At 55.8% G+C, this 13,041-nt stretch carries 15 protein-coding genes and 1 pseudogene; 6 read left to right on the top strand and 10 right to left on the bottom strand.

What is annotated here, in order from left to right; genetic code table 11:
* Positions 1-4 precede the first annotated feature (4 nt).
* Entirely contained in the window at positions 5-778 is a 774-nt protein-coding gene (locus HKD40_RS15745) for an enoyl-CoA hydratase/isomerase family protein (protein WP_169196740.1), read from the top strand.
* Between the two features lie 112 nt (positions 779-890).
* On the opposite strand, the gene HKD40_RS15740 is transcribed toward HKD40_RS15745, so the two are convergent.
* The 5 genes from HKD40_RS15740 to HKD40_RS15720 all read right to left on the bottom strand — a co-directional run bounded on the left by HKD40_RS15740 (position 891) and on the right by HKD40_RS15720 (position 5,714).
* Positions 891-1,628 carry an ABC transporter ATP-binding protein gene (locus tag HKD40_RS15740; RefSeq protein WP_169196739.1) on the bottom strand — a complete coding sequence of 246 codons (738 nt, stop codon included), beginning with the start codon at positions 1,626-1,628 and terminating at the stop codon, positions 891-893.
* A 73-nt stretch (positions 1,629-1,701) separates the two neighbouring features.
* Positions 1,702-2,907, bottom strand: a complete 1,206-nt coding sequence (locus HKD40_RS15735; protein ID WP_169196738.1) for an ABC transporter substrate-binding protein — start codon at positions 2,905-2,907, stop codon at positions 1,702-1,704.
* A 109-nt stretch (positions 2,908-3,016) separates the two neighbouring features.
* Positions 3,017-4,063, bottom strand: coding sequence for a branched-chain amino acid ABC transporter permease (locus HKD40_RS15730; protein WP_169196737.1), 1,047 nt, complete (start codon positions 4,061-4,063; stop codon positions 3,017-3,019).
* Positions 4,060-4,932, bottom strand: coding sequence for a branched-chain amino acid ABC transporter permease (locus HKD40_RS15725; protein WP_169196736.1), 873 nt, complete (start codon positions 4,930-4,932; stop codon positions 4,060-4,062). The genes HKD40_RS15730 and HKD40_RS15725 overlap by 4 nt, the downstream gene beginning before the upstream one ends.
* An 8-nt stretch (positions 4,933-4,940) precedes the next feature.
* Positions 4,941-5,714 (bottom strand): ABC transporter ATP-binding protein, encoded by a 774-nt coding sequence (locus HKD40_RS15720; RefSeq protein WP_169196735.1) that lies wholly within the window; start codon positions 5,712-5,714, stop codon positions 4,941-4,943.
* 171 nt (positions 5,715-5,885) lie between these two features.
* Between HKD40_RS15720 and HKD40_RS15715 the strand changes: the two genes are divergently transcribed.
* The gene (locus tag HKD40_RS15715) at positions 5,886-6,755 is read left to right on the top strand and encodes an MBL fold metallo-hydrolase (protein WP_169196734.1); all 870 of its coding nucleotides are present in this window, start codon (positions 5,886-5,888) and stop codon (positions 6,753-6,755) included.
* Positions 6,756-6,763: 8 nt separating this feature from the next.
* Complete coding sequence (locus tag HKD40_RS15710) at positions 6,764-7,561, top strand: alpha/beta hydrolase (RefSeq protein WP_169196733.1); 798 nt, start codon at positions 6,764-6,766, stop codon at positions 7,559-7,561.
* A gap of 1,298 nt (positions 7,562-8,859) precedes the next feature.
* Here the strand turns inward: HKD40_RS15710 and HKD40_RS15705 are convergent.
* The 4 genes from HKD40_RS15705 to HKD40_RS15690 all read right to left on the bottom strand — a co-directional run bounded on the left by HKD40_RS15705 (position 8,860) and on the right by HKD40_RS15690 (position 11,228).
* Positions 8,860-9,222 carry a hypothetical protein gene (locus HKD40_RS15705; protein WP_169196732.1) on the bottom strand — a complete coding sequence of 121 codons (363 nt, stop codon included), beginning with the start codon at positions 9,220-9,222 and terminating at the stop codon, positions 8,860-8,862.
* Positions 9,223-9,307: 85 nt separating this feature from the next.
* A complete protein-coding gene (locus HKD40_RS15700) occupies positions 9,308-9,706 on the bottom strand; it encodes a diguanylate cyclase (protein ID WP_169196731.1) in 399 nt (132 codons plus the stop codon).
* Between the two features lie 9 nt (positions 9,707-9,715).
* Positions 9,716-10,240, bottom strand: coding sequence for a hypothetical protein (locus tag HKD40_RS15695; protein ID WP_169196730.1), 525 nt, complete (start codon positions 10,238-10,240; stop codon positions 9,716-9,718).
* Positions 10,241-10,622: 382 nt separating this feature from the next.
* Positions 10,623-11,228 (bottom strand): Uma2 family endonuclease, encoded by a 606-nt coding sequence (locus HKD40_RS15690; RefSeq protein WP_169196729.1) that lies wholly within the window; start codon positions 11,226-11,228, stop codon positions 10,623-10,625.
* Positions 11,229-11,331: 103 nt separating this feature from the next.
* On the opposite strand from HKD40_RS15690, the gene HKD40_RS15685 reads away from it, so the two are divergent.
* From HKD40_RS15685 to HKD40_RS15675, 3 genes are all read left to right on the top strand, one after another.
* The gene (locus HKD40_RS15685; RefSeq protein WP_169196728.1) at positions 11,332-11,535 is read left to right on the top strand and encodes a hypothetical protein; all 204 of its coding nucleotides are present in this window, start codon (positions 11,332-11,334) and stop codon (positions 11,533-11,535) included.
* Between the two features lie 601 nt (positions 11,536-12,136).
* A complete protein-coding gene (locus HKD40_RS15680; RefSeq protein WP_169196727.1) occupies positions 12,137-12,427 on the top strand; it encodes a type II toxin-antitoxin system prevent-host-death family antitoxin in 291 nt (96 codons plus the stop codon).
* 120 nt (positions 12,428-12,547) lie between these two features.
* Positions 12,548-12,883, top strand: a complete 336-nt coding sequence (locus HKD40_RS15675) for a plasmid maintenance toxin (PemK-like) (protein WP_169196726.1) — start codon at positions 12,548-12,550, stop codon at positions 12,881-12,883.
* Here HKD40_RS15675 and HKD40_RS15670 read toward each other — a convergent pair.
* Positions 12,880-13,041 (bottom strand): annotated as a pseudogene (locus tag HKD40_RS15670) (IS481 family transposase); the annotation flags it as partial. The gene HKD40_RS15675 and the pseudogene HKD40_RS15670 overlap by 4 nt on opposite strands.

The following is a 13,041-nucleotide window of genomic DNA, read 5'->3' as shown; positions in this document are numbered from 1 at the left end:
AAACATGAGCTACCAGTTCTACACCGTTGAGATTGCGGAATTTATCGCAACTGCCACTATCAACCGTCCGCCTGTGAACGCTCAAAACGGGCCTATGCGCGAAGAGCTGATCACCATCTTTGAAACCCTCGGCGAGCTTGACGAAGTCCGCGCCATCATCCTCACCGCCAATGGCCGCGTCTTCTCCGCCGGTGCGGATATCAAGGAGCGCGTTGGCATCGCCGCCGGAGCTGGCGACTACGCGCGCAACAACCGCATCGTTCGTAATTTCTTCGACGTCGTTGCCGATTGCCCCAAGCCTGTCATCGCCGCTGTAAACGGCCCGATGATCGGCGCGGGGTTCGTCCTCGCCCTCTGCTGCGATATTATGATCGCTGCCGAAACCGCCAGCTTCCAGATGCCAGAGGTCAACGTTGGCCTAGCGGGCGGCACTGCCTTCATCTCCGAGCACTTCGGCCGCTCCCGCGCCCGCGCCATGTACCTCACCGGCCGCACCTATCCAGCATCCGAGCTGTATCGCCTCGGCGTTGCTGAAGCCGTTGTGCCTAACGAGCGCTTGCTTGAAGAAGCCATGGTCTACGCCCGCGAAATCGCCGCCAAGAGCCCCCTCGCCATTCAGGCGGCCAAGCAGGGCTTCATCAACGTCAAAGAAATGCCCGTCCGCGACGCCTACCGCTACGAGCAAACACTCACCGTCGCCCTCTCCAAAACCGAAGACGCCAAGGAAGCCCAACGCGCCTTTGTTGAAAAGCGCGCACCCGAATTCAAGAGCCGCTGAGAAGCCCGAACTACAAGACGCACATACAAATTCCCGGCACATAAATCTATGGGCCGGGAGTTCTCTATTCGATGCTCGCTAAGTCACTGTCGCCACATAGCGTGGCAACAAACTATCCACCAAGATAGCGCTTGGACAGCTCATCACGATCCAGCAGCTGGTCTGATGACCCATGCTGCACAATGCGCCCGCTTTCAAGCACATAGCCGTAAGAGGCATATTGCAGCGCCAGGCCAACATTCTGCTCCACCACCAAAATGGAGAGCTTCTGCTCTTGATTGATCTTGGCCAAAATCTGGAAGATTTCCGCTGCAATCTTTGGCGCTAGCCCCATCGAGGCCTCGTCCACCATCAACAGCTTTGGACGCGCATAAAGCGCACGACCAATGGCCAGCATCTGCTGCTCACCACCCGAGAGGAAGCCCGCAAACCCAGATTTGCGCGCCGCCAATTGCGGAAAATAGTGGTAAATCTCGTCGTGATTGCGCTTTGCGCCCGGCTGATTTGTGTCGCGCGCAAATGCCGCCGCGTCGAGATTTTCCTCCACGGTCAGATTGGTGAAGACATAACGACCTTCTCGAACATGCAAAATGCCGTCCCGTGCTCGCTTATAAGAGGGCGCAGACGTCATATCCTTGCCACGGTAGCGTATCGCACCAGGCGTCGCGCGCCCGTTTTCGAACTGCAGCAGGCCTGAGATCGCCTTGAGCATGGTGGATTTGCCCGCGCCATTGGCGCCAAGCAGAGCCACAATGCCGCCCTCAGGCACGCTCATCGATACATCTTCAAGCCCGATGATCGCCGCGCCGTAGGTTACGGTCAGATTGCTCACTTCAAGAGCAGCCGTCATCGCAAATTCCGTCTTTTGGAGTAATGTGAGGACCGACCCTGATTAAGGGTCGATCCGAGGCTTTGGTGTCGATTTATTCGACTTCAGACCAAGCGGTTTCCTCGCGCACCACCAGCTTGCCGTCTTCGACATTGTAGCGGTAGATCACGCCATAGGGGACGCGCTGGCCTTCGAAGTGGATCGGAGTGCCGAACACACCACCGGTGTCGAGGTCTTGAATGGCGTTGATTTCAGCAATCAGATTCTCGCCGTTCAGCTCGAGATCCTTCTCCATCGCATTGCCAATGGCTTCGCGCAGCACGAGTGCTGCTGCCCAGCTCTGCATGTAACCAACGTTGGCGTAGCCGGTGTATGGCTTGGCATCCCAGGTCTTGAGATAGTCCGCGATGGTATTCATCATCGGGGTGTCGGTGTCCTCAACCAAGAGGTTCACCGAGATCGCGCCGAGATAGTTATTGGCCGCATCACCAACAGTTGCCACTACTTCTGGGTGCGAACCAAAGAGCGTTCCCATGAACTGGGTGTCGATGCCGTAGTCCTTGGAAAGGCGGACGATTTCTGGCCAGACGTTTTCTGCATAGCCGTGGAAAATGGTGTATTCCGGCTTGGCATTGCGCAGCTTCACAGCTGCCCCGGTCACGTCGACCTCTACCAGCTTGGTCTCGAACTCCATGGCAACTTCAATGCCCAACTCGGCGGCCTTGGTGCGCATATATTCGAGCGGATCGCGACCAAATTCAGTGCCCGAATAGACGAAAGCGATGCGGGCTGGAGCGTCACCCTTATGGGTGGCCTTGATGTAGTTCAGCAGCTGCCCGACTTGGTCAGAATAATTGGTGCCTGCTAGGAAGTGGTATTTGAAGTCTTCGGTGTTCACGAGCTCGGAAACGCCCGAGGTGCCAGCCATGAGCACCTTATAGGTCTCGTTGTTCTCGGGGGAAATCGCACGGATGAACGAGGTGCCATTGCCGCCAGTGAAAACAACGTCGCCATCGGCAACGGCCTTCTTAAAGCCAGCAACGCCCAGCTCGACCTTATATTCGTCGTCATAGAACGACACTTCCACCGGACGGCCACCAATGCCGCCTTCCTTGTTGATCCAATCAACAGCGTGCTGCCAACCCACTTGCTGGGCCTGACCGGTCACAGCAATCGGGCCGCTCAGCGCCAGCGGGATCCAGAATTTCAACGGCTCAGCCGCCATGCTTGGTAGCACCGAACCCAGTGCAATGGCCGAAACCGACAGACCCATCATCAAACGGCGGGACATGGTTTTCATTGTAAACTTCTCCTCCAGAGATCGTCTTGCGTGAGCCAGAGCGCCAAAAGTTCTGATGCAGATGTGCGCTCTGGGTAGGCTAGGCCACGGCTGTTGCCGAAGCCGATGCTTAGTGGCCTGTCGTGGCCTCAACAGCCTGCGTCTTGCCCATCAACCGCTCCACGATCCCCACGAGCCCGCGTGGTTCGAAGACGAGGAAGAGCACGATCATCAGACCGAACAGAATTTCGCGCAGTGGCGAGGAATAGCGCGCCATGTCGAGCCCTTCAGGGCCGATGACCTCAATGGCGTGCTGCAGTAGCTCTGGGGCCAGCGTCATAAAGATCGCGCCCAAGATCGAACCAATGATCGAGGCACGACCACCCACAATCACAGCCGCAAGGAAGAAGACCGAGACCAAAAGGGTGAACTGCTCTGGGTTCACGAGACGCAGGAAGGCAGCGAGCAGCGCCCCTGCCGCCCCGGCATAAGCCGCGCCCAGGCCAAAAGCCAAAAGCTTAGTATAGACGACATTGATGCCCAAAACCTGCGCAGCATAATCGCGTTCACGCACGGCAATAATGGTGCGCCCAAGGCGGGTGCGGAATAGGTTCCGTGCGCCCAAGCAACCAAAGAAGGTCACAAAAGCGACGAAGAGATACATGCCCAGATCGCCCATACCGAAGATATCGGTCGCGGGCAGGCTCAACCCGCGGTCGCCCCCGGTCACAGCCGTCCACTGCTGGAAGATAAAGCTCAGCGTAAACTGTGCCGCCAGCGTCGCCACAGCGAGGTAAACGCCCTTGATGCGCAGCGCCGGTATCGCAAAAACCACACCCACGGCAAAGCCGGAAACAGCGCCAATGATCACCGAGAGCCACAGCGGCGTGCCCAAGTGAATGGTTGCCAGCGCGCTGGCATAAGCGCCAACGCCCAGGAAGGCCGAGTGGCCGATGGACATCAGTCCGCCGTAACCAACAGTGATGTTCAGGCCAACGGTTGCCAGCACATTTATGGCCACCAGACACGCCATATAGGTCAGATAAACCGAGCCCAGCGTCGGAAGAAGCAGCAGAATAGCAGCAAAGGCAATCCAGCTGATGATTTCACCGGCATTGGCGCGCCAAACAGATTGCGTGGTAGCGCCAGCGCCCGCAGAACTTGTAACCGAGCTCATATTCTTTCCACCCGCTGTTCACCAAAAAGACCATTGGGCTTGACCATCATCACAACGAGCACGAGCAGGTAGGGCACAAAGCTCTGCCAGGACGAGCCGAGATACCAACCCACGACAAACTCAAGCCAACCCACGATAAGGCCAGCGATAACCACGCCACCAACACTGGTCATGCCAGCCAGCATCACCACCGCCAGAACGTTCATGGCGATCGAACCCATTTGTGGGGTCACCCCGTTCACCGAGGCGGTGACAATGCCCGCAGTTGCCGCGAACACACCGGCAAAGATCCATGCCAGACGGAAAACACCGCGAATATCGATACCCACGCTTTCCGCTGTTACCTGATCGGCCGAAGCGGCCCGGATAGCGGTGCCGGCGCGCGAATAGCGGTAGTAGAGAATAAAGCCGATGGAGATGACAGCGACGATCCCTGCCGTCCAAACCAGGCGACCGGGAATAAGCAGATCGCCCAGAAACAGCGGCTGACGCGGCAGCAGTTCAGTCATCTGGCGGGCGTCTGGCCCCCAGGTGAGCTGGGCGAGGCCGCGCATAATGCTCGACACGCCGAAAGTCACCATGATCAAAACGACGGGCGGGCGACCGAGCAAGGGGCGCGTCGCCAAACGCTCAATAATCACCGCCGTAATCGCCGCGCCAAGCAGCGCCATCGGCAGGGCAGCAAGCCAGCCAAAGCCAAGCTGCACGTCGAAGAAATAGAAGTAATACGTGCCCGCCATCATCATTTCGCCTGTGGCGAAATTGAAGACATTGGTAGCCTTATAGACCAGCACAAAGGCCAGCGCGATCAGTATGTAAACCGAACCTGACGCCAAGCCGAGAATAGAGATTTCGAGAAGTTCTAGCATGGCAGGGCTTAGTCCTGTCCCAAATAGGCGTCGATAACAGCCTTGTCGCGACGAACCTCGTCTGGCGTGCCAGCGGCAATCACCTTGCCGAAATTGAGCACGGTGATCTGGTCCGACATGGCCATGACCGAATCCATGTGGTGGTCGATCAGCAAAGCGGTGACATCGGTATTGTCGATGATACGGCGGATATGGACTGCCATCTGGCTCTTGTCGGTATGGTTCATCCCGGCAAAAGGCTCATCGAGCAGCAATAGGCTTGGTTTCATCACCAGTGCGCGTGCCAGCTCAATGCGCTTGAGCACGCCATAGGGAAGCCCCGACACGGCTTTATCGCGGTATTCGCGAATATCGAGCATGTCCAACACGCTCTCATCGATCTGGCGGGTCGCTTCAATTTCCTCGCGACGCGCCTTCCCGAAATAGACCAAGCCCGCGAACAATCCCGCCTTGAGGTGGGGGTGTACGCCTAGCTTGATATTCTCCAAGACGCTCATGCCGGGAAACAGCGCAAGGTTCTGAAATGTCCGAGAAATACCCAAATGGGCGCGAACGCTGGCTGGCTTACTCACGAGATCATTGTTCATGAACTCAATGGTGCCGCTTGCCACCGGATAAAAGCCGGAGATCGCGTTAAAAAGTGTCGTCTTACCGGCGCCATTCGGACCGATCACCGAGGTGACACGGTTCTTAGGCACGTTCAGCGAAACATCAGTGAGCGCATTGATGCCACCAAAGCGAACACTGACACCTTCGACGCGTAAAAAGGTCGACTGCTGCAATAGAATTCCCCCTGACAGGCGCTTGTGTGCGGCCTTTTGTCATAGCCAGCGATCTTGGCAGGTAGAGAAACTTCAACAAGCGGCACAATCTGCAAACGTTGTTGCCAATTCTTGCAAAGTTACATCTGAGTGACTTTGCGTAGATTGGCGCCCAAACAAAGGGGAAAAACGATGATTAGAGTCGGCGACATCATCATAGATTGGGTAGAGGAACTGGTGGTTTACGACCCACCTGAACTGTTTGGCGAGATGACTAGCGATGAACTCGCCGGACACAGTTCTTGGCTTACACCGGACTATTTTACTGAAGAAAATGGGTTTTATGTCGGCGTCTTAAGCTGGATCATTCGAACACCTACGCGCACGATCCTTGTCGATACTGGTGCAGGCAACGACAAAGTCCGTCCGACTTCACCACGATTTGGCGGCCTACATACGCCGTTCCTCGAAGGTCTTGCACAAAAGGGCATCACCCGTGACCGGCTTGATCTCGTGATCCTAACCCATCTTCATTTGGACCATGTGGGTTGGAATACACTGCTGAATAACGACAAATGGGTGCCAACCTTCCCCAACACACGGCACATTGTATCAGCGATCGAGTTGGCGCATCGCGACCCGGAGCGAGGCGCTGCGGCCCGCCCACCAGCCACATGGCAAGTCTACAACGATAGCGTTAGACCACTGGTCGATGCCGGCTTACTCGAAACTGTTGAAGGCACAGAGGATTTAGGTGAAGGCCTGAGCCTTATCCCCCTGCCCGGTCATAGCCCCGGTCAAATGGGCGTGCGTGTTCAAAGCCAGGGCCAGTCGGCGATGTGTATTGCTGACGTCCTACACCAGCCTATTCAGGTCTATCACCCGAGCTGGAACTCGCGCTATTGCGAAGACCAAGAAACCGCCCGTACAACCCGCGCCAAGGTTCTCGCAGAAGCTGCTGACTACAATACGCTCTTGCTACCCGCGCACTTCGGCAACTCGCACTGCGGTTATGTCCACAAGACCCCTTCCGGCTACAGCTACGAAGCATTCAAGGGGTGAACTGCGCGATGATCGAAACGACACAGTTCAGTCAAATCAATGGAATAGCGCTCCGCTCTACCTTCACTGAAGGAGGATCGGTGACTTTGGGGCTCATCCATGAGTTGGGGGGCAGCCTGAACAGTTTTGACGATTTGGTCCCTCTCTTGGCCCCGCATTATTCGGTGTTACGCGCAGACCAGCGGGGTATGGGACTGTCCGAGAAGGTCGCTGGTCCTTTCAACGTTCGCACACTAGCAGACGACTTTATTGGCCTGCTCGATCACCACCAAATCGCCGAGCCAATTGTCTTGTTGGGTGCAGCGGTGGGCGCGTCTATCGCTACACAAGTTGCCCTCAGCGCCCCTGATCGCGTCAAAGCATTAGTGCTCGCCGCGCCTGCGCTTTTCATATCGGAAGAGCGTCGGGCTGCAGGGCATGAAATGGCTAATCGCCTCGAAGCTAATGGCATGCGGGAGATTGCCGAAATCGTCGTTGGTCGGTCTTTCCCAGAACACCTTTGGAGCAGTAACGCACAGAAAGAACACGTGATTTCGCGGTGGCTGGGAGCAGACCATCGCGGTTATGCTGCAACGCATCGCATGCTACTTGAGCTAGACCTAAGGGAACACTTGGGCGGTTTGACTATGCCAGTGTTGGTACTCGCTGGCGAGTATGACCCTCATGCTCCAAGAGCATTCCTGGACGACGCCACGGCCAAAATTCCAAACCGGGAAGTTCGCGAAATTTCAGCAGGCCACTTCATGTGCGTGCAATCGCCAGAACTGGTGGCTGAGTGCATCCATCACTTTGTAGCTGAGCTATAAAGTCAAATGGTGGGATTTCTCTTATTAGAAAAGGGAAATCCCTCTATCGCCGACAAGTTACTGTCGCAACGACGTTATGCTGGCTTCAACTGAGCCAAACCGCAACGATTTCTTGATGAAAAAGTGGCGCGAGAGACGAGGCTCGAGCCAGCGACCACCGGCGTGACATGCCGGGGCATCGCCTTTTGCTGCAGCAGTTGTTCAACAGTTCCATGCCTTTAACGCGCCATGTTCCACAAAAAAGGTGAAACAACTGCTCAAGGTTTGACGGCGAAAGATAGCTTTTAGCTGGATGTCCTCATCGTGCACTAAAGGAAATAGAACGTCTATCAAAATTTGCCTAGTAACCACGCTGGGTAAGCCGAAAAACTGTAACCAACTGGTACCCATGACACACCTGAGCGATGATCATGTTTTAAGAGGCAGGTCACGGCGTACTCGACACGTTTCCCGTAGTGCTGAGGGACGCATCCAAAAGCGAGTTATTGGACAGGGCGATGTTTCTCACGAATGTCTATAACAAGCGCAACGCTCTGGCACAGACACCTATCCTCAGATTTGCTGGCCAGACAGCTCTGGCCGATACCCCGATGAGCCAGGCTGAGACAGTAACATTGCAGAGGTGCAACGGATAAAGTCGCTTCGGAACTGAACATCCCACGATGCGCACAATGCACACTAGCCAGATCGAGAATATCGGCGAACAATGTTGCCGGGCAGTAGAGAAGTGTATTTGGGCTCGAGCTTAAGCATGCGAATTGCCCGTTCTCGAGACATCAATTCACGGAGGTATCCAAAACAGCTTAGCGGCCATTTTGACTGAGCAACCTTGCATATGCGCGCGAGAACACCGGTCGACGAGCGTCACTTTGCAATGCCCTATATGGGACTGTGAACCAATAAGTTAGCATATGACTTTGCGGTGCGTAGCGGTCAGAATGTCACAGGCCATCTCGTACCATCTTTCGCCGAAAACGATCAGTTCATAATCGATTTTAGTAGCGATGCCTCGCGCACAAACCTACAAGTCGTTTTCCCCCTACCCCTCCTCTTCCCATCTTAAAGCGATTTGGTGCAAATGGGGTGCGCTATCGTGAACAAGCCGGCCGTACTGACGGTTCGGCCTGTTGAGATGGAAATGTCGTCGGGGAGTTCGGCCGCATGGAGCATGACCTGAATTCACCATGTCCGGCGCCACCATCCCCGCAAAAAGACAAGCCCCCGGGGCCTCCTGCCGCAGTCATGCCAACGCTTCGGGAGCTCCCTTCCACGACCACCGAACTTGCCTGCGATCGAGTTCAGGAGACGGGCCTTGAACTGTCCGCGGCCAGGTGAACTCTGCCCGCGATGATCAGCGCGGGGCCCACCATGACCAGCCAGAGCTGGCCGCACGAGCCTGTCAGCAGACGCGTTCCATACCATTGAGCGGCCGCGGTGAAGAGAAAGACGACGAAGGCCCCGGTCGTAATGGCATCCGACCGCAGATTCGCACCTGCCATCGAGATAATAACGCCCCCGCCAGCATGATATGGGACGCCCCCCCACCAGAGAGGAGCTTGAGATGTACGGGCGAACATCAAGTAGGCGGCAAGAAGGATCACGCCGCAGATTGCATCGATGAAAGCGACGACGAGAATGACGGTAGGAATATCAAGAGACACGTGCGTTCTTTCTGATCCGGGTGCAACCTATAACTGCACCCACCACATGCGGGTCGAGTTAGACTTTTCTGAACAATTGTATCGATCAGGAGAGGCGCGCTATCGCGGTCGCACCTGCATGCGAATCGCTGCCCACAATCACGCGGTTGCGTCCGCCCGCCCTGGCCTCATAAAGAGCATTATCCGATTGTTGCATGAGCTCCCCTACCGTCATGCTGGCATCGGGCGAATGGCCGACACCCGCGCTGAGCGTCGCCTCGATGGCATGGCCGCAGACCAGCGTCGCGTCGGCCTGAAACTGACGCCTGATATTCTCAATCAAGGAGCGCGCATCCTCACTTTCGATTTCGGGCAGCTGTCGATCCAAAAAATTGTTGAGTCGATTCCAAAACTTTGTGAGTCGATTCCAAGCAATTTTGAGTCGGTTAAGCCACGGTGGCGAGGGGATTTTCTTCCAAAATCGCCAGCCGGATTCGACTTCCAAAACCCATCTCTAAACAGTGGATTTAGCAGCTCTCGCCTTGCGCTGAGCGTAGTACCCGTTATTCGGGTCGAAGTCGGGCTTCTGATTGGTGAACCGCCTCGGGTAACCAGGCACTTTCAGCGGACTCGGCCAACCTTTTGGCTTGGCCCAGGTTGGATGCAGGTCGTTCGGCAAGGCGTTCGCCACTGGGGAACGTCCGTCCCTGGGTTGAAGGTCGAGATAAGGCTCTACTTCAGCACGACGAAACACCCGCCCCGAGGTGACATCCAAATCAATAGCTGGCTTCAGTCGGCGCTCATCCGCCCAGGATGCAACTTTCAATCCTTTGATGCCGGCGCGAGCGCCGATCTCTCCCTGGAGGATATATTTCTGGGAGAACGTCATGATCTGCTCGACGGGCAGCAGCCCGTCTGCATCCAAGGTCAAATGCTGCTTGGCCAGAAGGGCTGTCAGCTGGTCGTACTTGGTGATGTTGAGCATCGACTGCGCTGAAGTCAGCGGCACGGCTACTTCCGGTGCCGTATGGCGCTGCAAACCCTGGCTCAGTGCGTCGTAGACCTCATCGGCCCCTTGGTCGGCTCACGGTGCAGCCGCACTTCGACAAGGCCCCAGATCATAGCCTCTATCAGAGACGACCAAGGTTTCCAGCCGGCCGGATACCTCAGCATCACCTCGGAGACCGGCACAAAGTCCGGCTCGCACTCTCCCGGTACGAGGTCTACCAGTTCCTGGTCTTTGCGCAACTTCAGGATAAGCCGATCAAGCTCTCTAGCAGTGCAGCTCCCGGCCCCGATCTTCACGGTAGGCTGCGTGCGCCTCTTCCGTGGAACCAGGACCAACCAATGGAGTCGCGACGTCCCGGTGCACCAGATCGACACAGCGAGACATCGCAAGCCGGCGGCGAATGCCGTGTCCGTCACATACGCGGGACAGAACCCGGATTTAGATCAATGGCTTTGAACCGCGGCTTGGGATCCAACGTGTCGTAAATGTCGACCAATGCCAATGACGCCGAGATTTCCGGTAGCGGAATGATGTCAGCCAAGTCCTCGTATCGTTCAGGGACCCAGGTGGCGTCCACACGACGATAGGCCTTCACGGAAACATGGGATGGATCGACCAGAAGCACGACCCGAATGTCGGGATGTGATTGATAGTCGTCGAGCTTGTCGGTGTGGTCGATTGCGTTGGTACTGTCCGAGAGGACTTCTACAACCACCGTGGGACCTGTGGCATGGGTCGCATTCGAGTCTTTTGGCCCGCAGTCCACGACCACGTCGGGAAGTCGACGGTTTCCGCCGGCCAAAACATAAGTGTCGCTCCCCGTCGCCCTGCACCCTTGGTTCTTGGCGCTAGGGACCAAACTGGTGAGGATGTTGCTTGCGGCTACAGCATGGTCCTGCTTGGCTCCAGCCATCATCTCCAAGGGATAGCCATTGACGAACTCGTATCGACCGGGCTGAACTGCGACCCACTCCATGAATTCTTCGTCTGTCATGGGTTCGTATTTAGGCAATCCCATGTCTGGCTCCAGTTCGCTTAGGTCAGGTCAGTTTGGAGCTGAAGTATGCCGCAAATGCTCGAAAATATCGATATCGGAATCTCTCAGGCCCGATGTAAGCAATATGCGTCTCAAGCAGCTCGTCGTCGGCACCAGCAATATGGCCACTACCACGCATCTTTTCGAGAGGCTTGAGCCGCCGCTCGCCACAGCGATTTCCAATCTGAAAGGCGGCAGTCGGGATGCACGCCAAAAGGAGAAGGAAAAGCAGTTGCGCCGGCTTGCAAAGGACAGGCTTGTCCTCACGATGAAGCGTAAGCACGAGTAGCTTGTGCTAACCATCACCGACGAGACAAGACCGCCCCACCCAAGACCGCGTAGAGAGTGACAACAAGGCCAAGGTCGCCATTCATCCAGGCTACGTACATAAGGGGCCAAAAGCCCACCAGATAGCAGACCAAGGCTGGAGAGTTCGTCCACCCCTGCAGAAACCAGTTCTTTAACTTCTTCATTTTGTGTTTGACCGACCAACATAAGGCAGAGGTCGCCCCAGCGATGCCAGGAACATCAGTTCTCTATGGTGGGAAAGGTGCGAACCCCGAGTCAAATCCAGTAACGGCCAAATGCCAAGGCAAAAGACGTGTTATCGGGGAGGAATTTTGGCTGAAAAGCCTAAAACAGCGGTTACTCAGTGTTCCTAAGGCGAAACTGCGCCGTTTTCGAGTTCCGGAATCATAGATTTCTGGATATTTCAGCTCTAACTGGCGTCCTGCGAACCTTCGGGCGTTTTGCTGGGGTTTCCGAGATGTGATCACCCCCAAACACCTATGAATCGAGGTGTTGCGCCGACACTCCTTGCCCTCCCCAACCTACATCTACATTGACTTTGCGAACAACATTACGTAAGTTACGGGAAAGGGGATTATCACATGTCCAGCGCACCGGCTTCAGAGATCCAGAAAAATTTCGGCGAATGGCACGATAGGGCTTATGAGGGGCCCGTCGAGATCACGCGTTATGGCAGGACCACCGCATATTTGGTATCAGCGAAGCTGTTCCGCGATATGTGGGCATCTTATCGTAAAGTCGTTGCTGTGGAGGAGTTATCGGACTCCGACATGGCGATGATCAGAAAGGCAACAGTAGAAAGCTCTGAGCCTTTTAACCTCTCAGACATCCCCGATATCGAAGAGACGCCCGATGCGCCACGTATGGGGTGATAAACCTTGGATATACCTCCCAAGCCGCCAGTAGGTCACCTAATATCGTATGAATATTTGTGGAAGTCGCAGGCACACGAGACGGACGAAGGGCGTACTGCCTATCCCGCAGCGATCGTTATGGCTAGGGATGATGTTGGTCCGGAACCGATAGCCTACGCACTCGGGATCTCTCACAGCGAACCCAGAGAAGGCGACCGGGCAATGCAGGTTCCGCCAAAGCTCAAACGCTACCTCGGGTTGGACGACGAACCTTCCTGGATTTACACCGACCAGTTGAACATCTTCGTATGGCCCGGGCCTGATCTCCGTCCTGGCGAGTGGCTCTCCAGCCGACCAGCTGCCCTCGGGACGTGTGTCATCTCTCCGCTGCCAACCGACTGGTTCGAGGAGGTCAAGGAACATCTTGCCGAGAGCTATCGGCTGCAAATGGTAAAAACTGTCAAACGCACCTAGGTGTTCAGTCCCGGCATTTGATGGAGTGGGTCGATGATGAATCTATCCGGCTCTGAAGTCCACTGCTTGCAGATGAACTCGTAGGGTGTGAGGCCCTTGAGCATCTTCAGTCTTCGTCCGAAATTGTAGGCGTCGATGAAGTCCTGAAGGTGCCGACG

It is taken from the genome of Devosia sp. MC1541, from assembly GCF_012847305.1.
In the GTDB taxonomy this organism is placed as follows: domain Bacteria; phylum Pseudomonadota; class Alphaproteobacteria; order Rhizobiales; family Devosiaceae; genus Devosia.
Note: the sequence above shows the minus strand (reverse complement) of the source record. Positions and strands in the feature narration are given on the sequence as shown.

What these genes read in the sequence shown, in the direction of transcription:
- HKD40_RS15710 (WP_169196733.1), top strand. Translation starts at nt 6,764, where the DNA reads ATGATCGAAACGACACAGTTCAGTCAAATCAATGGAATAGCGCTCCGC.
- HKD40_RS15735 (WP_169196738.1), bottom strand. Translation starts at nt 2,907, where the DNA reads ATGAAAACCATGTCCCGCCGTTTGATGATGGGTCTGTCGGTTTCGGCC.
- HKD40_RS15715 (WP_169196734.1), top strand. Translation starts at nt 5,886, where the DNA reads ATGATTAGAGTCGGCGACATCATCATAGATTGGGTAGAGGAACTGGTG.
- HKD40_RS15725 (WP_169196736.1), bottom strand. Translation starts at nt 4,932, where the DNA reads ATGCTAGAACTTCTCGAAATCTCTATTCTCGGCTTGGCGTCAGGTTCG.
- HKD40_RS15745 (WP_169196740.1), top strand. Translation starts at nt 5, where the DNA reads ATGAGCTACCAGTTCTACACCGTTGAGATTGCGGAATTTATCGCAACT.
- HKD40_RS15690 (WP_169196729.1), bottom strand. Translation starts at nt 11,228, where the DNA reads ATGGGATTGCCTAAATACGAACCCATGACAGACGAAGAATTCATGGAG.
- HKD40_RS15675 (WP_169196726.1), top strand. Translation starts at nt 12,548, where the DNA reads ATGGCTAGGGATGATGTTGGTCCGGAACCGATAGCCTACGCACTCGGG.
- HKD40_RS15740 (WP_169196739.1), bottom strand. Translation starts at nt 1,628, where the DNA reads ATGACGGCTGCTCTTGAAGTGAGCAATCTGACCGTAACCTACGGCGCG.
- HKD40_RS15680 (WP_169196727.1), top strand. Translation starts at nt 12,137, where the DNA reads ATGTCCAGCGCACCGGCTTCAGAGATCCAGAAAAATTTCGGCGAATGG.
- HKD40_RS15730 (WP_169196737.1), bottom strand. Translation starts at nt 4,063, where the DNA reads ATGAGCTCGGTTACAAGTTCTGCGGGCGCTGGCGCTACCACGCAATCT.
- HKD40_RS15685 (WP_169196728.1), top strand. Translation starts at nt 11,332, where the DNA reads ATGCGTCTCAAGCAGCTCGTCGTCGGCACCAGCAATATGGCCACTACC.